The organism is Brevibacterium marinum (assembly GCF_011927955.1).
Lineage (GTDB): Bacteria > Actinomycetota > Actinomycetes > Actinomycetales > Brevibacteriaceae > Brevibacterium > Brevibacterium marinum.
On record NZ_JAATJN010000001.1, the window covers coordinates 1,225,042 to 1,245,855 of the forward strand.

Sequence of the window (20,814 nt, forward strand, 5' to 3'; positions counted from 1 at the left end):
CCGGGTGGCGGACTTCCGGCTGTCGTCCGACAGGGGACTCGGAGAAGAAAAAGAGGCACCCGAGGCTCCGGAGGAAGAGAACGACGCCACGCCCCAGGATCGTCTGCCATATGCACACGCTGCTCAGTGGAAAGATCGACGGTATCGCCAACCCGACTTCGGTGGGGATGCGCTCCCAGAAACTGGACTTCGATCTGTTCCTCGGTGAGGATCGCCGCTTCCACAAGCACCGCGGATGGCTCAGCGAGACCGGGACGAGCCGGGCGCTCATGGGAGATGTCGGCCCAGGCGAACTTTCCGAACCTGTCGAGCCGGTGCCTGCCGGTGACTTCATCGCCGATCCCGATGCCCGGATGCACTACTTCGCCGTCGATCGCGGAGCCAAGCTCGCCGGGGACAAGAGCCCGTTCGAGTGCTTCGATGTCAAGGCCCACATCGTCGAGTTGATTCCGGCTTCCGCCGATGAAGCCTTCAAATCGCACCTGCGATCGGTAGCGGGCAACGGCTTGTCAGGGAAGTACGGTAGTCCGGGCGACACGGGTAAGTCGCGACTCAGAGTCCGGGCATCTTGTCAGAAGAGGGCTCCGTTGGCCGGGGGCCGACATCTTCCTGGGACGTCGTCGACCAGAGATCCAAAACAAGACAGCCGCAAGGGCCGCGGCAGCGACACCCAACCAGAAGGTCGCGACGAATCCACCCGGGCTCGGCGCCGCGAATCCGGCCGAGGGCTCGAACTGCACCGCCAGCACCATGCCGGTGACTGTCGCGCCCGAACTCGTTCCCACACTGCGCATCAGAGCGTTGACCCCGATCGCCAAACCGGTCATCGAATAGGGCACCTCGGCCATGACGAGAGTGGGAATGGCAGCGTAATCCATCGCGAGTCCGGCCAGGGCGAACACGCTGGCGACGATGATCTGCCATATTTCACCGTGCCAAGCCACAGAGATGAGATATTCGACCATAGAGGTCATCGCACCGGCCACTGTAGTCACACGAGCCCCCTATCGATCGGTGATGGCCGCGGCGAGGGGTGCGACGGCCATCATAGCGAGGGAACAGGGTACCAAGGCCATGCTCGCCCACAGGATACTCAAACCCAAACCGGCTTCAGTGCTGGTCGGCAGCTCAAGAAGCTGCAGGAACGAGACCTCTTGGACGAAGAGAGCGAAGCCGAAGGCGATCGAACCGAGGCTGACCATCAGCAACGGGAACTTCGACATGATGCGCAGATGGATCAGTGGGTCACGCGTGCGCAACTCGTGGTATCCCCAGAGGAAGAGTACAACGAGCCCCGTTACCTTTTAAGTAGCCCCAACATCCGTCAGGATAGAAAGGGGTCGCTGGCCTGAGAGCCCCGGCATGATTCATGCCCCCAGTCACCATGATCAGGGGGGTGTTGTCACCGAGGCTCGAAGGCACCAGGGAAATCGCTGATAGGGGCCAGAACCACTGGCAGAACACATGCCTCGAGCCCGACCGTAACGTGGATGCCGACTCCCGGAGCCACCCAGCACAACCGGCCAGCCGAACCACTCACAACCGAAATCGCTCCAATCGAAGAAGATGAGTGACATGATCACCAACCACGCGGACATCGACGTATTCATCGGCATCGATGTCGGCAAACACAACCACCACACTGTAGCCCTGACCAGGGACGGGACCCAACTGTTGTCGAAGGCCCTGCCACAGAACGAAGCGAAACTGCGAGCCTTGATCGACAAGCTCCGCTTACACGGAACCCTGCTTGTCGTCGTGGACCAGCCGGCCACGATCGGGGCCTTACCCGTCGCGGTCGCTCAGGCCGAGTCCATCACTGTGGCCTACCTGCCCGGGCTGGCGATGCGCCGCATCGCCGACCTCCACCCGGGTGAGGCCAAGACCGATGCCCGGGACGCCGGCAACATCGCCGAAGCCGCACGGACCATGCCCCACACGCTCAGGGGCATTCGTGTCAGCGATGAGAACATCGCCGAACTGTCGATGTTGTGTGGCTACGACGATGACCTCGCGCAACAGGCCACAGCCACATCGAACCGGATCCGGGGCCTGCTCACCCAGATCCACCCCGGACTGGAGGCCGTCATCGGCGACCACCTTGATCACCCCGCGATGACGGCGCTGCTGATGAAGTACCCGACACCCAAAGCACTCCGCAGAGCCGGCACACGCCGGGTCCAGACGCTGTTGCGCACACACGCCCCACGGGCATGGAAGCGCTGGACGTCAGCGATCTTCACCGCACTCGACGGCCAGACTGTGGTCGTGGCTGGTACCGACGCCGCCGGCATCGTGTTGCCGCAATTGGCGAGGGCGTTGGCCCAGACCCGAACGTCGAGGGACGAAGTCTTTTCCCGCATCGAGGAGCTGGTCGAGTCGCATCCTCTTTTCGAGCTCCTGACCTCGATGCCGGCAGTCGGGGTCAGGACGACGGCGAGGATCTTGACCGAGGTCGTGGGTAAGGACTTCGCCACCGCCGGGCACCTGGCCTCCTATGCCGGACTCGCGCCAGTGACGTGGCGATCGGGGACCTCGATCCGTGGCGATCATTCCTCACACCGGGGCAACAAGGTCCTCAAACGGGCGTTGTTCCTATCCGCCTTCGCAGCGCTGAAAGACCCGTTGTCGAGGGCCTATTACGACCGGAAACGCGCTCAGGGAAAGAAGCATAACCAGGCCTTGATCGCGCTGGCACGTCGGCGGTGCAATGTGTTGTTCGCGATGCTGCGCGATGGCACCTACTTCCACGCACCGATGGAGACCACCGTCGCATAGCTCGATTCAAGCACGTCCACGACGAGTTCGAGACCTTGTCCCGGACAGATCACTCCTGCTCACCATCAGCGACCGAAACTGTTAGAAGAAATCAAGGCTTACACCTTGACGAAAACCATAGGGGCACCCCCCCCCAGCGTCGCCGCCGATGTCCATCCCCACATCGGGCCCTGAGAGAGCGCGGTCAGGATCACGCTCAGACCGACGGAGAGTAGCAGAGCCCCGAGCCGGTCGAATCGTTGCCGAAGGCGATCGGCCCTGGGGACGACGACGGCCACTGCGGTGAGAATGATGGTTCCAAGGGCGGCTGTCGTCCAGAAGAGGAGTTTCCAATCCCCGATCTCAGCGATCCAGGCGGCGAGCGGCAGACCGATCGCGCCGCCGAATCCCATGCTCGAGCTGATGATGCTGATGCTGGTGATGCGGATCTTGCGGTTTTCGACCAGACCCATGATCGAAACGCCGACAGCTGTGGCTCCCATGCTCACCCCCTGGAGCCCGCGACCGACGAGCAGCCACCCCAATTCGCTCGAGAGCGCAGCGATCAGGGATCCCAGTGTCATCATGGTCAGTAGAGCCATCAGGACCGTGCGCATACCGAAGATATCTGCCAGGTGCCTGGAAACCGGCGTGGTGACAGCCGCAACCACCAGAGAAATGGTCAGGACCCATGCTGTAGCGCTGCGTGGTGCATCGAGGAGGTCGGGAAGATGGTTCTGAATGGGAACGACAAGTGTCTGCACGAACGCCGTGCTCGTAGCAACACCGGTAAGTACGACCACGAGCACCCAGGGACGACGAATGAGAAAGCCGCTATCGGCCAGTGCTGCCCTCCCTGTACAATTTTCGACGTCATCCGATCATTGCGTAGGCTCTGGGCGATCGGCGATGAAGCCCAGGAGTCCTGCGGGCCGAAATCCGCCAACCACAGGCGATCGAGTTCTGACCGACTCTCGTACGGTACGTGGGCGCCCGTGATCTAAGGCCAGAACGAACCTGGGTAGTGCCGCTGGCGTCGATGCGACTTGGGCGGCCCGGCTGGTAGACGTCTCGATAGCCGGGTGTTGTCCACAGCGAGCACAGACGTCGCCACCGAGGTGCCCTCTTCGGTGAGATACGTCTTGTCAGTGAGGAGCCCTACCCTGGTGCGGATCGTTTTCCGAATCCCGTACAAATCGTCGCCAGACCGGCCCCGACGTCCATGGATTTCGGTCTGGAGCCGTCTCCTCGTTTCATCAAGCTTGGTCCCGACGAGGGCAACGACATGGAACGGGTCCATGACCGTTATTGCCTCCGGCAGCTCGTCGGTGGCGGCCTTCTTGTACCCGGCGAAGGCATCCATCGCGACGTGATCGATGCCGGCCCTGAAGTCATCGGGCTGGTCGCTCAACCAGTTGCTGAAGGCTTCAGCCGAGCGGCCGGGGACGATGTCGAGCAATCGTGCTGGCCGGGACGTGAGATCAACGATGACAGTCACCCACCGGTCGATGCCGCGGTGGGACCAGCAGTGTTCATCGACACCGATCGTGGACACACCATCAAGGCGGGAAGCATCGGCGAGCAAGAGGCTACGGCCGAGGTCGAGGACCGCCGAGCACACGGTGTTCCACGAGGTGGCGAGGTTCTTCGCGATGACGTGGATGCTCATCTTGTCGATGACTACGGACTTCAGAGCCCATAGACGTGCGGTGCGAGAGAGTTTCGATCGGCCCGCACAGGCCCGTGCTGGCGATTGGGACCACCGCTGGTGGCAGCGGGGGCAAGTGTAGGTGCGGATACGAATGGCCAGTGTCACCGATGTCAGCCCGATCGGTGGATGGATGAGTTTGCGGATCCTCGTGGCCCGGACGAGTCCGCGTTGTCGGCAGTCTGGGCAGGCGTCGTCGTGGTCGGTGATCAAGCACAGCACGGTCAGGTGCCGTCCAGTGTGATGCTGGCCGATCGCGGTCAGACCGAGATCAGTCAAAGCGAGTGCGGTGTCGAGGCAGGGCGGGGTAAAGTTGTGCACGAGGGGCCTTGGGTCGTGATGGAGTCTTGAACACCTACATCATTGCACCCAAGGTCCCGTACTTTTTCGACCCCGGCTCAGATCCTCTACACCGCCCTATTTATGAAGAGCCACGAAACTGGTCAGTGTCCCAGCCCGGATCGCGACATCGGCACGGCGAGTCACGTTACATCTGCCCGAACAATGGCCCTGGGAGACGGAATGGAGAAGTCTCTTCGTCGCTGCCAATGCCCCGCCCGGGCGGGTTGTAGCCTGACCGACCAGCCGCCACCGGCGCGATACGAGGACTCTTCAGTGGAACACGACGGGCAGCGAGGCCCGCATCACAGTCCTGCCGGAAACCCGGGGCTTAGTCCGAAATCGGATCACACCGAGACTCCCTCTTGGATCGGTGGATTCAGGCTAAGACAACGCTTATCGTCGGAGTCGACCGCGATGCATATTCCGCCAAAACCTCGGTGCAGGCGGCATCCCACCGCGAATCGATACCCGTGGCGTAGCGTCCAGTCATTCGACTGTCAGCAAGACCCGCCAAACCGCCGCTACGATATCCGGTCATCCAACGCTCCAACGTGCGCGTCGACACATTCGCCGAGACCGCAGCTCGCGCAGTCCCTGCTTCAACGAGACATCACCGTTATACTCCAACAACGGGCGCACGACCGCAGCACGATGATCTAACTTCGCCCGCTGAGCCGGACTCAAGTCACTCAACACAACATTCGATGCAGGCTGATACCCCTCATCTTCCGCCGCCTGAGTATCGTCACCGATAATTTTCGCGCCCTCTAACAGCGACAGCGTCGCCACCGAACGGAACTTGTCGCCACGAAACAGTTGCGCGGCGGCCGCAGACATGGAAGCGATTTCCCACATGTCGCCCTCGAACCACACTTGTTTGCCCACCGAGAGTTCAACAACCGACGCCATCGGCGATCTCCTCAAATTTTGATCCTGCACTCAGGTATGTCCCCAGCGGGGCATCGAGGCTTACCTCGTTTTCTCCTGACCACGCCCGATAGCGGTCATCAAACGACATGCCGCCTGGCCCGTCGAATTCTCGTACGTCCTGTGGCCCGAACATTTGGAGACGGCGACTTGCTCCGAGTGCCTTGATGTTCGCCAAACGGCGGGGGGCGTCACCAGACCACACTTCGTATCGCCAACCTGCCGCTTCGCAGACCTGTCGTGTCCAGGCGAACACAGCCGCGACCTTCGGCCGACTGACGAACTCGGCGGGACTGATGCAAGGATCGGTGACAATCGGGGTGTCACGCTGCGACTGCAGGTGACTCAATAATTGCTTCGTACTCAACAGGCGTCAAACGACCCAACCGGGCTTGCCGCCGACGCCGATGATACGTTCGCTCGATCCACGTCACGATCGCGATCCTCAACTGCTCCCGGCTCGCCCACCGGCGACGGTCGAGGACATTCTTCTGTGCCAGAGCGAAGAAGCTCTCCATGGCAGCATTGTCACCAGCCGCGCCGACTCGGCCCATCGACCCCACCAGGCCGTGACGGGCCAGAGCACGGGTGAACTTCTTCGACCGGAATTGGCTGCCGCGATCGCTGTGCGTCACGCATCCGGCCACGTCACCACCGCGACGGGCCACGGCCATCTCGAGGGCATCAACAGCCAAGCGCGCCTTCATTCGGGCCCCGATGGAGTAGCCGACGATCCGGGAGGAGTAGACATCCTTGATCGCGCACATGTACAGCTTGCCCTCATCGGTGTGGTGCTCGGTGATATCGGTGAGCCACAGCTCATTGACGGCCGTAGCGTGGAACTCGTGCCGCACCCGTCCGTCGGCGTCGACGACCGTGCACAAGTCGTCGTGGACGGGTGGGCCCGGCCGCTTACCGCTGCTCTTTGCTCGGGCCTTGCCGAAGGCCGAGAACCAGGCGTTATCCGAGCACAGCCGCCATGCGGTGCGTACCGCCATGGGCTCGCCGGCGGTCTCAGCTTCGTCGGCAAGGTACCGGTACCCGAACTCGGGATCGTCCCGGTGGGCGTCGAAGAGGGCGTTAGCCCGATACGCCTCATTCACCTCGGCTTCGGGCACAGGGGCGGCCAGCCACCGGTAATAGGGCTGGCGGGAGAGCTTGAGAACCCGACACGACACCGCCACGGGGATCCCGTCGACGGCGAGCTCTCTCACGAGCGGGTAGAGCACAATTGATCAGCAGGCTTCGCCTGCGACAAGTACGCGGCGGCACGACGCAGGACCTCGTTCTCCTGTTCCAGCAGGCGAGTTCGACGTCGCAGCTCGCGCAGCTCGGTGGACTCATCGGTGGTCTTTCCGGGCTTGTTGCCGGCATCGATGTCTGCTTGGCGCAGCCATTTGTTGATGGTGCCTTCGTGGATGCCGAAGTCCTTGGCGATCTGGGCGATCGTTGTCTTCTCGTCGCGGTTCAAAGCCACACGGACGACGTTATCGCGGAACTCTTTCGGGTAGGGCTGGGGCATGGTGTCTATCCTTCCAGGCTTGCCTGAGAACAAGCCAGATCAGATGTCACCAAACCCTGCATCAGTCCCTCGATCGGGCGTATCCGGGTCAACAGCTGCATTTGATCATGGATAACTATGCGACTCATAAGACGCCCGAGGTGCGGGCCTGGTTGGAGGAACATCCGCGGTTCCATGTTCACTTCACACCGACGTCTGGGTCGTGGTTGAACCTGGTGGAGGTGTGGTTCGGCATCATTGATCGGCAAGCGATCAAGCGAGGTGTTTTCACGTCGGTGAAGGATCTGAACAAGAAGATCCGGGAGTTCATCACGGGCTGGAACAAGCGCAAACACCCGTTCGTGTGGACGAAGACACCCGAGCAAGTACTGGCGAAAGCGAAGCCTAAAAGAACTTCAGAAACGCGACACTAGTGTCCTGGTCGGTTAATTCGTTTCAGAAGTTGTAGAATGAAGCATGGCACGGACAGGACGCCCAAAAGCCGAACTGATACTCACCTCGGATGAACGCGACCAACTCCAGCGCTGGGTCAGGCGCCGCAAGTCCTCACAAGCCCTGGCACTACGGTCACGGATCGTTCTCGCTGCTGGGGATGGACTGACGAACAAGGACATCGGTGAGCTCATCGGCTGCTCGCAGCCGACGGTGCGGAAGTGGCGGGGCCGATTCATCGAATCCCGTCTCGATGGCCTCTACGACGAACCACGCCCAGGCAGACCAGCCACAATCACCACCGACGAGGTCGAAGACGTCATCGTCGCGACTTTGGAAGAGACCCCGGCCAACGCCACCCATTGGTCACGGACGAAGATGGCCGAACGCTCCGGCCTGTCGCGGACGACGATCGGTCGGATCTGGCAGGCCTTCGGACTCCAACCTCACCGTGAAGAAGGCTTCAAATTCTCCAACGATCCCCTCTTCGTTGAGAAGGTCTATGACATCGTCGGCCTCTACCTCGAGCCTCCCGAGTCCGCCGTCGTGCTCTCGGTCGACGAGAAGTCCCAAGTCCAGGCCCTGTCGCGGTCTCAACCGGCGTTTCCGATGATGCCGGGCATGCCGGAGAAACGCACCCACGACTACGTCCGCAACGGCACGACCAGCCTGTTTGCTGCGATGAACGTCGATGACGGCACCGTCATCGCCTCCACCCACCGCAAACACCGGTCGATCGAGTTCAAAAAGTTCCTGCAAAAGATCGACCGCGAGGTGCCAGACCATTTGGATGTCCATGTCGTCTGTGACAACTACGGCACCCACAAACACCCGATCGTGAAGACGTGGATGGCCAATCATGACCGGTTCCACATGCACTTCACGCCGACGTATTCGTCATGGATCAACCAGGTCGAGCGGCTGTTTGCCGAAGTCACCCGGGATCTGCTCCAACGGTCGGACCATCGCAGTGTTCAGGCGCTGGAGAAGGACCTGCGCCAGTGGGTGGCGGCGTGGAACGAGAACCCGAAGCCATTCATCTGGACGAAGACTGCCGAAGAGATCCTCGCGTCCATCGGCCGACTACTGAAACGAACTACCGGACCGGGACACTAGAGACCCCGTGGAAGTCCCTGAGCACGATATTCGCCAGGAGTCATCGATGTTGACGCCCGAAAAACGCGATAGAAATGAGCCACGCTCGAGAATCCGGTATCATGCGCAATCGAGCTAACTGGCCGATTCGGAGAACCGAGCAAAAGCCGTTTAGCCTGCTCCACTCGGAGCTCCCTGAGCACTCCAATCACTGAATCGCCAGTTCCTTGAAACTCTCGGTAGAGGCTTCTTCGAGAGATGTGAATTCCCTCGGCGATGCTGGTTGCATCCACACTTGGATCGATAAGATTCGCACGCATATATGCGATGGCTTGTTCTCGTCGAGTAGCGCCAGGGAGATCTGCACGAGCGGTGGTTGGAGTAACCAGATTGAGCGTAGAGAACGCAAGGTCAGAAGCATGGGGTTCCAGCCGTACTGCGCCTTCAGGATCACGGATCTGAGATTGCGCCAGATTAACGAAGAAGGAGGCGACTGCCGATACCGCCCCGTCACAAGGCAAGGTTCGCGCGAGTAGATCGTTGCCGCGAGAGATACCTGCACGGGCGAAAGCTTCGTCGGCAGGAAGTTCGACAATGACCTGTTCGTAGGGGCCAGCATTGTGCATGACAAAAGGTGCGGAACTGTCGTAGATGACCGCAGACCCCGGAGGAACCACTGCGGTCCGATCAAATTGCTCTAAGACACAAGTTCCGCTGACTTGAAAGACGGTGTAAAGATACTCATCGCGTTCGTCGCCTTGTGCGATATGGCTGCGGCTGCGCCAGACATCCTCACCTCCGGCTCTTTTGATGGATAGTGCGAAGCTGGGAAATCGTCCGAGAGTGACCTCGCCGTCGAAATCAGAGTTTAAGGGGGCGGTAGAGACATCGACGTAAGCCTGTTGACTGATGTGCTGCCAGTGATCTGCAGCGTCGTTAATCGAGTTCTGAGTAGTCGACCAGCTACTCAACCGCAAACTGGGGACAGTTGGCTCACTCATGTGACGGCACCCCTTATATTCTCGCGAGAGTAGTGTCAATCGGTTTGGTGATTGGCCGGAAGCCCATTACTGACGAACTATACAGTTCGGGTGCCACCAACGGTGGCACCCGAACTGAGTCTCGTAGGCCGCTGAGTGGACCCGCTGACCTCCAGAGACGTGGGTCAGATCAGGCTGGAATGAGCCCGTGCGGATCGATGATGAACTTGTCCGAAGCACCCTTATCAAAGGTTGCGTAGGCGTCTGGAGCATCGTCGAGACTGATGATCTTCGTGTTGAGCATGTCGCTGAGGTACGGCATGCGGTCCCAGAGAATGGCCATCATCAACTCGCGGTTGTAGTGCATGATCGGTGCCTGGCCGCCCGAGATTCGAGGTGACTTGATCCATGCCTTTCCGAAGTCGAGTGGGAAAGTTCCTTCCTGCTCTGCTTTCGACTCTGCAAGCGGATCGGGTCCGTAGACTCCGATAATGCCGGTGGCTCCACCAGGTCGGGTAGCGTCCATGACTTGATTGATCGCGTGCGCGGGATCCATATCTCCGGCCTCACGACCGATTCCATGTGCTTCCGAGCCCACGTAGTCCACCGCACAATCCACCATGGGCTCGCCTAGAATAGCTTCGATCTGATCGGTCAGAGGAACATCCTCGTTGAGGTCAATGGTCTCGCAGCCGTTCTGCTTCATCAGATCGAGGCGGTCCTTGTGGTAGTCGCCGACAATGATGCATGACGCTCCGAGGAGGCGAGCTGCCGCTGCCCCGCACCGGCCGACAGGTCCTGCACCGGCAATATAGACTGTCGAGCCTGGCTTGGCGCCGGCCTCCATGAGTCCGTGGAATGCAGTGGGAAGAATGTCTGACAAGAGGGCCAAGTCGCGGATCTTCTCCATGGCCTGGTCCTTGTCTGGGAAGCGGAGCAGCTGAAAGTCGGCATAGGGCACAAACAGGTATTCCGCCTGTCCACCTTGCCAATTGCCGAGGTTGAACCCGTAGGCTGCGCAGGCGACATCTGGATTCGTAGTCTCGCAGATTTCCGTCCTGCGCGCCCGGCAATTGCGACACCGGCCGCAAGCGACATTGAACGGGACCGAGACGAGATCGCCTTCCTTGAGGAAAGTGACGTCGGATCCGAGCTCAACTACCTGGCCTGTCATTTCGTGTCCCATGACCATGCCTTGGGGCACTGGGAAAGAGCCACGGTAGATGTGGAGGTCGCTTCCGCAGATATTCGTAGCGACGATTTTCAATATGACACCGTGCGGTGCTTTTGCTCCGTCGGGCATCTCCAGTTTTGGGAAGTCGAGATTTTCGACCTGCATGTCTTGTGGATTAGCGAACACTACTGCGCGATTGCCATCAGCCATGATTCTCGTGTCCTTCCATAGGATGGTCATCCAGCTTTCCGCCGGAATTTGCATGCGAAACCGCTTATGTTTCGCCTGCCATTTCAGACTAGTAATCGGATCGGTTGATGTCGTTCGCTACTCGTGCCACTCCAGTCAACGATCGTGCCAGGCACCGTAGTCGGACGAGCGAGCAACTGTTGACGTGGCTGGCTGCGTTTCAGAACAGGCGCGGTTGGGTTGTAAGGGTCGGTTCTGGGACAGCAGCGTCATATTCGGCTTCTATCCACCGGCAGATCACTTCAACAACATAGGCGCGGGGACTGATGCAAGGATCGGTGACAAATTCGTCTCCGATGCTCTGGCCACCACGGCCCGAATCAACTCCGACCTCCCAGCCCTGGTCAGGGCTGATTCGGCGTACTACTCCTCGACTGTGACCAAAGCCGCCCACGCTGCCGGGGCTCATGTGTCGATCACGGTGCGTATGGACAAGAAGGTCAAAGCAGCGATCGGAACAATCAGCGATGACGCATGGACTGGCATCGAATACCCGGAAGCGATCTACGACGAGGAGACCAAGACTTGGATCAACAAGGCTGAAGTCGCTGAGGTCCCGTTCACCGCGTTCACTTCGAAGAAGAAGTCCCTACAGGCTACGGGGCGTTTGGTGGTCCGCCGCATCCCTGAGCTCAACGAGGCCAAACGCTCTGCTGGACAGGACCCCTTGTTCGACTTGTTCCTCTATCACGCGTTCTTCACCACAGTCGACAAAGACCGTTTCGACACCGTCGCTGCTGACCAAGTCCACCGCAAGCACGCGATCATCGAGCAAATCAATGCGGAACTGAAAAACGGGGCACTGGTGCATATGCCCTCCGGGGTGTTCGACGCCAATGCCGCCTGGGTGGCGATCGCGGCGATCACGCACAACTTGTTGCGGGCTGCTGCCGGACTCATCGGTGGGCGGATGAGCAAAGTGCGCGCCCACACATTGCGGACTCGGATCATCGGCATCCCGGCCCGGATCGCTCACCGGGCCAGGAAGCTAATCCTGCACCTGCCGAAACGGTGGCCGTGGACGCAGGAATTCTCACGACTCTGGCAAGCAGCGTTGAGCCCACCTACACGATCTTTGTCCTGACCGATTCGCTCCTGTGCGAGCACGATGCCGCGGGGTCTGGAGGAGACCTCGGGGAAACATTTGTGGAAGAGACCGGTGAGAGGCCGGGACACTACTTCCTGCCCTCGCACCGCGTTCGCACTCGAATCCGAACGACCCCCTTGCCATCAAGCGAATCGGTGGATCAAGGCTAAGCGAGAGTGGAGTTCAAACGAACGCCGGGCCCTTGTGGAGCCGGAGAGACGCTGTGCTCGCAGCACCTCCAGCGGCGGGATTGACACCAGTACCAGGTCAGCGAAACCAAGTGCACCGGCAGAGAAAGCTTGACGGACTGCGGCCAACTCATGGCGGAACCGCGCCCATGGTGAGGCACCGATCCGGCTCAGGCACCAACTGTAGTGCAGCTTGAGGGGTCGCTGTCACAGATTGCCAGGCCCCCACGGGCCTCCAGGACAACTGCCTGCCCCCAGTGGCTGCTATTGACGTGAGTCCAGTAGTCTGCCTGAGCGGGCATATCTGTGCCGTCCGGTTCGACTCCCGTAGGGGCGTATTCCTCGACAACTTCCAACGCGTGCTGGCGACACCACGTCGTCTTTCCAGCCGCGCTTGGTCCTTCAACTGCGATGATCACATTGACATTCTCCACCACTTGTCGAGTATTGGATATTCGTATCGAGATGACGAGGCCTCTCGCAACGACTTCCACGACATCGTCGATGTTGACTGATCCTCATGACTCGTTCGATCTGAGGGGTACCGGTGCCCGATAAACTTGTGGCATGGTCTCTTCTGATTTCGGCTCGGCGCCTCCCCGATATGTTAGCGGAGGAGCCGAGCGACTCATCTCCGGCCTCTCACTCATTTTGGCCCCATTGCTGTGGACTGCCGGCCTGTTCCTCCAGTGGTTAGCCCGAGCGAGAGCCGGCCTGACGCTAAGCGAACTCGGCGATCTCGACGCGGCAACATTCGCAGCACCGATGCTGCTCGAAGTTCATGCCCGCCAGCCGGGACTGTCCACTGCGGGGTCGACTCTGCTGCTCCTGGGAATTCTGCTGCTGGTACCTGCTGCCTTCGCTCTGTCACGCCAGGCCGCAGCCCAGGCACCATGGTCCGCGACGCTGGGATGCGTTCTGCTGACAGTGGGACTCATGGCGCGAATGTTCTACCTTGGGGTGGATGCGACGGCCTTCAATGTCGTCGAGCGGTTAGGGGCAGAGACAGCCTCATCACTGATTCTCGACGGCTACGGGGAACTGGCTTACGCATTCGGGCGAGTACCCGTCATTGCCTCCGCTGGGACGATCATTGGGTCACTGCTGCTGGCATTCGCCCTGTTCCGATCCGAACGGTGGGGGCTGTTGAGGTGCTTGTTCATCCTTCCAGCAGGGTGGCTCGGCATGGGAGTACTGAAAGAGCATGAGCCCGGGTTCGGAGGGCTTGCCCTCACCGTCGCCCTTCTCCCTTGCGGCTTCACTCTTCTTCGGGGGCATGTGCTGCGCCCGCGTTGCCTTCTTTCCAAGGGGTTGGGTCGGTGGCGCAGCCTAGTCAGCTGGTGAGCCGACGCTGTCCAATAACAACCTCGATGCCTGCGACCACCATCCTCACACCGACATGAAATTGAGAACTCCGACATGGTCCCGGCGCGAAACTGAGTTTCCGCCATGAATCTTGGGAACCTACAACAGCGGACGGAAGAACTTTTTCTCCAGCACCGGAATAAACTCTCGCTCCGCAAAGTTGAGTCTGGTGTAAGCAACTTTCATGATGCTGAGTTTGACGGCTCGGATCACGAAGATAATACTTGAGTGCAGTTGGCTCAATGTGTGCGGTCGAGTGGGTCCACCGCTCGTCCCCGCGGCAGGAAATGCTGTGGAAGCCAGGTGGTGGATCCGCCCGATCGCACACATTCGAGTCGAGATCACTCACGATATGTAAGGAGACAAGGTTATGGCACGTGCAGTTGGAATCGACCTCGGAACCACGAACTCCGTCGTCACGGTCCTCGAAGGCGGTGACCCCAAGGTCATCGCGAACGCGGAAGGCGGTCGCACGACTCCGTCCGTCGTCGCTGTCAACAAGAACGGCGACTCCCTGGTCGGCGAAATCGCCAAGCGCCAGGCCGTCACCAACATCAAGAACACCGTTTCTTCGGTCAAGCGCCACATGGGCACCGACTGGTCCACAGAGCTCGGCGGCAAGACGCTGACGGCTCCGGAGGTCTCGGCCCGCATCCTGCAGAAGCTCAAGCACGACGCTGAGGAATACCTGCAGGAAGACGTCACTGACGCGGTGATCACCGTTCCCGCCTACTTCAACGATGCCGAGCGTCAGGCCACGAAGGATGCCGGTGAGATCGCAGGACTCAACGTCTCGCGCATCATCAACGAGCCGACCGCCGCAGCCCTGGCCTATGGCCTGGAGCGTGGCAAGGAAGACGAGGCCATTCTCGTCTTCGACCTCGGTGGCGGTACCTTCGACGTGTCCCTGCTGGAAGTCGGCAAGGACGAAGACGAGTTCTCCACGATCCAGGTCCGCGCCACCTCGGGCGACAACCGCCTCGGCGGTGACGACTGGGATCAGCGCATCGTCGACTGGCTCGTCAGCGAGGTCAAGAACGGATACGGCGTCGACCTGAGCAAGGATGCGACAGCCCTGCAGCGTCTGAAGGAAGCTTCGGAGCAGGCCAAGAAGGAACTCTCCTCGGCTACCAGCACCAACATCTCGCTGCAGTACCTGTCGATGAGCGAGAATGGGCCCATCCACCTGGATGAGAGCCTGACTCGCGCGAAGTTCGAAGAGCTGACCAAGGACCTCCTCGAGCGGACCAAGGCTCCGTTCCACGCAGTCATGAAGGACGCGGGCGTGTCCGTGTCCGATATCGACCACGTCGTGCTCGTGGGCGGTTCGACCCGTATGCCCGGCGTCTCCGCTGTCGTCACCGAACTCACCGGAGGCAAGGAACCCAACAAGGGCGTCAACCCCGATGAGGTCGTCGCGATCGGTGCAGCCGTCCAGGCCGGTGTCCTCGTGGGCGAACGCAAGGACGTTCTGCTCATCGACGTCACTCCGCTCTCGCTCGGACTAGAGACCAAGGGCGGCGTGATGACCAAGCTCATCGAGCGCAACACCCCGATTCCGACCAAGCGTTCGGAGACCTTCACCACGGCCGAGGATAACCAGCCCTCCGTGTCGATTCAGGTCTTCCAGGGAGAGCGCGAATTCACTCGCGACAACAAGAACCTGGGCACCTTCGAACTGACCGGCATCGCTCCGGCTCCTCGCGGCGTGCCGCAGATCGAGGTCGCCTTCGACATCGACGCGAACGGCATCGTGCACGTGTCGGCCACCGACAAGGGCACGGGCACCGAGCAGTCGATGACGATCACCGGCGGTTCCGCACTGCCGAAGGAAGACATCGAACGCATGGTCCAGGATGCCGAGGAGAACGCAGAAGAGGACAAGAAGCGCCGTGAGGCCGCTGACACCCGCAACAATGCGGAGAACCTCGCCTACCAGACCGAGAAGCTCGTCACCGACAACGAGGACAAGCTGCCCGAAGAGGTCAAGACCGAGATCAACTCGGACGTCGAAGCCGTCAAGGAAGCCCTCAAGGGCGAAGACGACGACGCCGTGAAGTCGGCCTACGACAAGCTCGTCGCTAACCAGCAGAAGATCGGCGAAGCCATCTACAGCCAGCAGGACGCCGAGGGCGCCGCCGGTGAAGAGGCCGCAGGCGATGCTACTGCAAGTGCCGACGACGATGTCGTCGACGCTGAGGTTGTCGACGAAGAAGACGAGGAGAAGAAGTAATGACCGCCGAGGGCAACGATCCGTCGTCCGAGGAGCCAGGCTTCACCTTCAGTGACAAGCGCCGCATCGATCCGGACACCGGTGAGATCCGTCCCGAGGCCGACGAGCAATCGGCCTCGGCGGAGGTCGGCGGTACTGGCGACGCCCAGGGCGCCGATGAGAATCTGGCTGATGCCAGTGACCTCGGTGTGGACATCCCGACCGATGCCTCGACGTTGAACGACACCGCGGTGAATGACGCAGAGTTGAACGACGCAGAGGCAGCGCAGGGCGAAGAGGCGCCGGAGCCCGCACCGGGTTCCGAGGCCGCAGCGCACCTGGCCGACCTCCAGCGCATCAACGCGGAGTACGCCGCCTACCGGATGCGGGCCGATCGCGAACGCGAGCGGGCAGCGACCGGTGGCACGATCAAGGCCGTCGAAGCCCTGATCCCCGTGCTCGACGAAGTGCGCTTGGCGCAGGAGAACGGCGACGTCACCGGGCCTTTCGAGACCCACGTGAACAAGCTGGTCGAGTCGCTGAACAAGCTCGGCGTCGAACAGTACGGTGAGGTCGGCGACGAGTTCGATCCGCAGCTGCACGAGGCACTCATGCAGCAGCCGTCGGACGACGTCGAGTCTCCGACCGTCTTCCTGGTCATGCAGCCTGGCTACCGCTTCGGTGACCGGGTCATCCGTGCCGCACGCGTCGGCGTGCAGCAGCCGGAGGACTGAGAACCACACCTTCGCCGAGGCGGCACCGGGTTCACAGCGTCACTGAGCTGACGCCGTGAACCCGGGAGCGACCTCGGCGGCGGTCCGGATCATCCGGGACCGAGATCCCGGAGCTGCGGATTGTGAGGAGACAATTGAATAGACTGATGAAGAAGACACGGAAGGAAGGAGGTGCCAGGTGAATACCGGTCCTCAGAATGATTGGTTCGAGAAGGACTTCTACAAGACCCTCGGCGTCTCCAAGGATGCTTCCGACGCAGACATCAAGAAGGCGTACCGCAAGCTGGCGCGCAAATATCATCCGGACGCGAACCCGGGCGACGACAAGGCCGAGGAGAAGTTCAAAGAGATCGGCCAGGCGCACCAGGTGCTGTCCGACAAGGATTCCCGTGAACAGTACGACCAGGTCCGCGCCATGGGCGGCGGCGCCAGGTTCAGTGCTGGTGCGGGCGGTCCGAGCGGAGGCGCCAGCGGCGGATTCGACGATGTGTTCTCCGACCTGTTCGGCGGTGGCGGCCGGACACGGACCCGGACGAGTTACGGCGGAGGCGGGGGCGATGTGCCTCCCGACCTCGCCGACCTCCTCAACGGTTTCGGCGGAGGCGGCTTCGGCGGCGGAGGCGGCTTTGGTGGCGGCTATTCGCCACCGGTCAAGGGCGGCGACATCAAGTCGAGTACCACCCTGTCGTTCACCGAGGCCATCAACGGCGCTTCTGTGAAGCTGAACATGCCCGGCGGCAAGCCACTGACCGTGCGCACGCCGATCGGCGTCAAGGACGGGCAGAAGATACGGCTGGCGGGCAAGGGCAAGTCCAGCCCCAACGGCGGCGAGGCCGGCGACGTGATCCTCACGATCAACGTCAAGGCACACCCCGTGTTCGCCCGCGACGGCGACAATCTGCGGATGGATCTGCCGATCAGCTTCGACGAGGCGGCCCTCGGCGCTGAGGTCAAGGTGCCGACTCTCGACGGAATGCCGGTGACGATGAAGATCGCTGCGGGCACGCCCTCGGGGCGGACGATGCGTCTGCGCGGCAAGGGAGTGAAATCGAAGAAGGGCACCGGCGATCTGCTGGTGACCGCGGAGATCGTCGTTCCGCAGAACCTGTCGAAAGAAGCCAAGGAAGCAGTCGAATCGTTCAAGGCCGCTACCGAGAACGAGGACCCGCGAGCCGGCCTGATCGACAAAGCCAAGGCCAGCTGAGGTGGTGAAGCACAATGCACATATCGTCGAGTGCAGCGGTGTATGTCATTTCGGTAGCGGCGGACCTGGCAGGCATGCATCCGCAGACTCTGCGGCAGTATGATCGTCTCGGTCTCGTCATCCCCGAGCGCACCGCCGGCAGAGGTCGACGCTACTCGGGGCGCGATATCGCCAAGCTCCGACTGATCCAGGAGCTCTCGCAGGACGAGGGCGTGAACCTGGTCGGCATCAAGAAGATCATCGACCTGCAGAACGAGGTCGATGCGCTCAAGAGCCGCAATGAGGAGCTCGAGGCCGAAGTCAGGGCTCGGATGTCGGCGAAGGAACGCGAAGCCAGGGTCTTCGCGGCGGGCACAGCTGGTGACGTCGTCTCGATTTCGCGTGGACGTCGACCGCAGGGGCGCCCGGAACCGGGCGCGATGGTCCTCTACAACAGATATCGGCGGCGGTAGCAAGATACCGGCGGCAGCTTTTAACCGAAATGCTCGGAGACGTGCGGTCTCCGGGCATTTCGGCGTCTTGGGCCTCGGCGCGTGTGTGCGCAGGGCGCATGCACGTGGGCGTGAGCGGGGTTCTCGTCGGCGGTTCGACCCTGCTCAGAAGGGTGGTGGATCGCCGGTGTCCCATGCCGCGGCATTTCCATTGTCGCGTCGAGATGTCCGCTGTTGACTGGGCTTCCGTCTTCGCGGTGGTTCCGCCTCAGTGGGTGCCGGGATGCCTGGTGGCGAACTGCCGATCTGTTCGATGAGCTTGGCGTGCTCGACATTGATCGGATTGTCGGGCGGGGCCACTTCCGTGACCACCCCGTGTTTGAGCGAATACTCCACCGATCCGTCCGCGACCTTTCGCACCGAATACTTCTTATCGGTCTTTGCCCGGTGGTGCGGTTTGCACAAGTAGTGCGTATTCATGAAGGTTGTAAGTCCGCCCTGGTCAGGGGTGTCATGATCGAAAGGAATGAGGTGATCGACTTCGGAGTTCTCGGCCCGGAGGGTGCATCCGGGCGCGGTGCACGACTGCCATTTCGCTGCCAGAGGCAGACGCAGATTGGCGGGGATGGAATAGCTGGCAGATTTGGCATCGATCGGCGTGCCTGTTGCCTTGTCCGTGAGAATTCTCGTCCAGGTTGAACAGTTCCCTGCGATTCGACGAGCGGTTTCTGCCGGTATGGGGGACCCATCGGAGAATATGCCGGGAAGTTCGGAGTCGCCTGTCAAAGTGAGGAATGGGACGGTGACCAGCATCTTTCCTTGGGTGTCGATCCATTGCCCGTGGGTGGGCATCTCGAGACTGATGCTGGTCGTGGTTGTAGTCCCTTCGCCTGCGGCTGCTTCAGAATTCGCCTGCGCACATTCGGCGGCTTCGTGAATCGTTGTCGTGATGCCCGCTGACGTCATCGTCTTCTCTTCCGGCACCTCGAGGGGCAACTCTTCCACGGTGGTTTCACCCGTGGTGGTGTCGTGGACAGTGACTTGGATGCTCAGCTGGGGGCGGGTGCGAGTGCAGATGTCGAACATGAGGGCATCAATGCTGCGGTCCTCCATCACTTCGGCACCGGTGGTGAACTCGTCGGTGAAAGCAGTGATGTTACCTGACCTGATCGATCGGGCGAAGGCTTCCAACCGCAGGTAGTAGGCTTTCAGGTCCGCAGCTGGGCCGGAGAGCGTCAAACTGGCTGTGCCGTCGGGATAGGTGTTGACATCGACCCGCCGGCGTTTACTCGCTTCTTCCAGGCGGTCTTCTTCGGGGTCGAGAGCCGCGAGCTTCATCGACAGCGACTTTTTGAACGTTTCGATTGTGATGTCATTTCGCCGATTGGCCAGATGTTCGTCCAGCTTGGGGAAATGCTCGAAGTCGAGGTCACGGCACATTCGAGCGGTCGCGTGAACGTGCTCCATTGTGAACTCACCGGCCAAGCACCGTTCGAAGAAGCGAGGCAGCCCGTGGATGAGAACCATCGCCGTCGTGATCCTCATGAACGTATGCCCGATCGTGGAGCCGAGAACCGCGTTGAGTTCGACGATGTCTTCGGTTTCGGCCAGAGCGTGGATCCACCCGTAGAAGGACTGGTCGAGTCGGAATCGGGGGAATATCGGCAGTGGGTGAGCCGCGTTCGAGTCTTTGACAGACTCTGCCTCATCACTGTCGATCTGTTTGTCATTGCCATCGCCATCGCTCTCGAACTGACACGAATCAAGCGCATCATGGTTTCCGAGTTCTGCTGCGGCTTCGGCCTTGAGGAACCTTGAGACGGTGTCGGCGAAGGTGGCATGGAGATAGATGTCTCCATTGCCGGTCTTGTTGTAGTTGAGACGGTCGATGGCCTCGTTGAGGAAGATACCTGCGAGAGCTTGGAGCTCGAGGAGTTGGGCCGCAGTGCTGACGGTGGTGAGCCCGAGGAGCGTTGCCTGAGGCGAGTCGGGATCAACATTGAGTCGTCGGGGTGCGCCGGAGCCGATGCGAGACGGACGGATCTCGTTACCCGCCTGCCCAGAATCGGGAATCGGGCCAGCGATTGGAGTCGAAGAAGAATCTCTTCCACTTGCTGGAGGGGCAAGATCAGGGGTCGTGACGTCGCCGTTGTCCAGGTCCTTCACAGGTCTCGCCCTCCCCTCACATCTGCGTGATTGCTTCTCCCAATTGTATCCTCTATATGACTCGGATTACATAACAGTTCGGACACAAATCGAATATGAGCACTTCAATGAAGAGAATGCCGAGAGGTCCCAAGGGCGGGTGGCCGATGTTCAAGCGAGCGAGGAGACGTTCAAGCGAGCAGGGAGCCGAGTGTGCATGAAAGTGAGCCCACTGTGGTGGGCAGGTGCCTCCCGTGAGCGT

The 20,814-nt window shown here is 60.8% G+C and carries 15 protein-coding genes and 2 pseudogenes; 10 read left to right on the forward strand and 7 right to left on the reverse strand.

From position 1 onward, the window contains the following. Positions 1–110: 110 nt before the first annotated feature. Positions 111–1,352: a hypothetical protein gene (locus BKA07_RS18990; protein WP_209043874.1), complete on the forward strand. Its 1,242-nt coding sequence runs from the start codon at positions 111–113 to the stop codon at positions 1,350–1,352. Positions 1,353–1,575: 223 nt separating this feature from the next. After that, a complete protein-coding gene (locus BKA07_RS05325) occupies positions 1,576–2,778 on the forward strand; it encodes an IS110 family RNA-guided transposase (protein ID WP_167949981.1) in 1,203 nt (400 codons plus the stop codon). A gap of 98 nt (positions 2,779–2,876) precedes the next feature. Here the strand turns inward: BKA07_RS05325 and BKA07_RS05330 are convergent, their stop codons facing one another. The 4 genes and pseudogenes from BKA07_RS05330 to BKA07_RS05345 all read right to left on the reverse strand — a co-directional run bounded on the left by BKA07_RS05330 (position 2,877) and on the right by BKA07_RS05345 (position 7,256). Continuing rightward, positions 2,877–3,566: an MFS transporter gene (locus BKA07_RS05330; RefSeq protein ID WP_167949982.1), complete on the reverse strand. Its 690-nt coding sequence runs from the start codon at positions 3,564–3,566 to the stop codon at positions 2,877–2,879. Positions 3,567–3,898: 332 nt separating this feature from the next. Continuing rightward, positions 3,899–4,786, reverse strand: a pseudogene (locus BKA07_RS05335) (ISL3 family transposase); the annotation flags it as partial. A 555-nt stretch (positions 4,787–5,341) separates the two neighbouring features. After that, positions 5,342–5,716, reverse strand: a complete 375-nt coding sequence (locus tag BKA07_RS05340; protein ID WP_167949983.1) for a hypothetical protein — start codon at positions 5,714–5,716, stop codon at positions 5,342–5,344. Between the two features lie 341 nt (positions 5,717–6,057). Further along, positions 6,058–7,256, reverse strand: a protein-coding gene (locus BKA07_RS05345; protein WP_167949984.1) for an IS3 family transposase whose coding sequence is annotated in 2 segments (ribosomal slippage) — positions 6,058–6,965 and positions 6,965–7,256 — 1,200 coding nt in all. Because the reading frame shifts where the segments join, the coding sequence is not laid out codon by codon here. On the opposite strand from BKA07_RS05345, the gene BKA07_RS19540 reads away from it, so the two are divergent. Both BKA07_RS19540 and BKA07_RS05355 read left to right on the forward strand, forming a co-directional pair. Beyond that, positions 7,184–7,669, forward strand: a complete 486-nt coding sequence (locus tag BKA07_RS19540) for a transposase (protein ID WP_209043875.1) — start codon at positions 7,184–7,186, stop codon at positions 7,667–7,669. The genes BKA07_RS05345 and BKA07_RS19540 overlap by 73 nt on opposite strands. Before the next feature lie 43 nt (positions 7,670–7,712). Then, positions 7,713–8,804, forward strand: coding sequence for an IS630 family transposase (locus BKA07_RS05355; RefSeq protein WP_167949985.1), 1,092 nt, complete (start codon positions 7,713–7,715; stop codon positions 8,802–8,804). On the opposite strand, the gene BKA07_RS05360 is transcribed toward BKA07_RS05355, so the two are convergent. Both BKA07_RS05360 and BKA07_RS05365 read right to left on the reverse strand, forming a co-directional pair. Beyond that, the gene (locus tag BKA07_RS05360; RefSeq protein ID WP_167949986.1) at positions 8,801–9,784 is read right to left on the reverse strand and encodes a helix-turn-helix domain-containing protein; all 984 of its coding nucleotides are present in this window, start codon (positions 9,782–9,784) and stop codon (positions 8,801–8,803) included. The two genes, BKA07_RS05355 and BKA07_RS05360, sit on opposite strands and share 4 nt — an antisense overlap. Before the next feature lie 169 nt (positions 9,785–9,953). Then, positions 9,954–11,147 carry an alcohol dehydrogenase catalytic domain-containing protein gene (locus BKA07_RS05365; protein WP_166829400.1) on the reverse strand — a complete coding sequence of 398 codons (1,194 nt, stop codon included), beginning with the start codon at positions 11,145–11,147 and terminating at the stop codon, positions 9,954–9,956. Positions 11,148–11,454: 307 nt separating this feature from the next. On the opposite strand from BKA07_RS05365, the pseudogene BKA07_RS05370 reads away from it, so the two are divergent. The 6 genes and pseudogenes from BKA07_RS05370 to BKA07_RS05395 all read left to right on the forward strand — a co-directional run. Next, positions 11,455–12,270, forward strand: a pseudogene (locus BKA07_RS05370) (transposase); the annotation flags it as partial. A gap of 758 nt (positions 12,271–13,028) precedes the next feature. Further along, positions 13,029–13,805, forward strand: coding sequence for a hypothetical protein (locus tag BKA07_RS05375; protein WP_167949987.1), 777 nt, complete (start codon positions 13,029–13,031; stop codon positions 13,803–13,805). Positions 13,806–14,196: 391 nt separating this feature from the next. Continuing rightward, on the forward strand, positions 14,197–16,059 hold the full coding sequence (dnaK, locus tag BKA07_RS05380; RefSeq protein WP_167949988.1) for a molecular chaperone DnaK: 1,863 nt from the start codon (positions 14,197–14,199) through the stop codon (positions 16,057–16,059). Beyond that, positions 16,059–16,772, forward strand: a complete 714-nt coding sequence (locus BKA07_RS05385; protein ID WP_167949989.1) for a nucleotide exchange factor GrpE — start codon at positions 16,059–16,061, stop codon at positions 16,770–16,772. The genes dnaK and BKA07_RS05385 overlap by 1 nt, the downstream gene beginning before the upstream one ends. A 178-nt stretch (positions 16,773–16,950) precedes the next feature. After that, entirely contained in the window at positions 16,951–17,976 is a 1,026-nt protein-coding gene (locus tag BKA07_RS05390; protein WP_167949990.1) for a DnaJ C-terminal domain-containing protein, read from the forward strand. A 14-nt stretch (positions 17,977–17,990) separates the two neighbouring features. After that, entirely contained in the window at positions 17,991–18,428 is a 438-nt protein-coding gene (locus tag BKA07_RS05395) for a heat shock protein transcriptional repressor HspR (RefSeq protein ID WP_167949991.1), read from the forward strand. A 144-nt stretch (positions 18,429–18,572) separates the two neighbouring features. On the opposite strand, the gene BKA07_RS05400 is transcribed toward BKA07_RS05395, so the two are convergent. Then, positions 18,573–20,573 (reverse strand): HNH endonuclease family protein, encoded by a 2,001-nt coding sequence (locus BKA07_RS05400; protein WP_167949992.1) that lies wholly within the window; start codon positions 20,571–20,573, stop codon positions 18,573–18,575. Between the last annotated feature and the right edge of the window lie 241 nt (positions 20,574–20,814).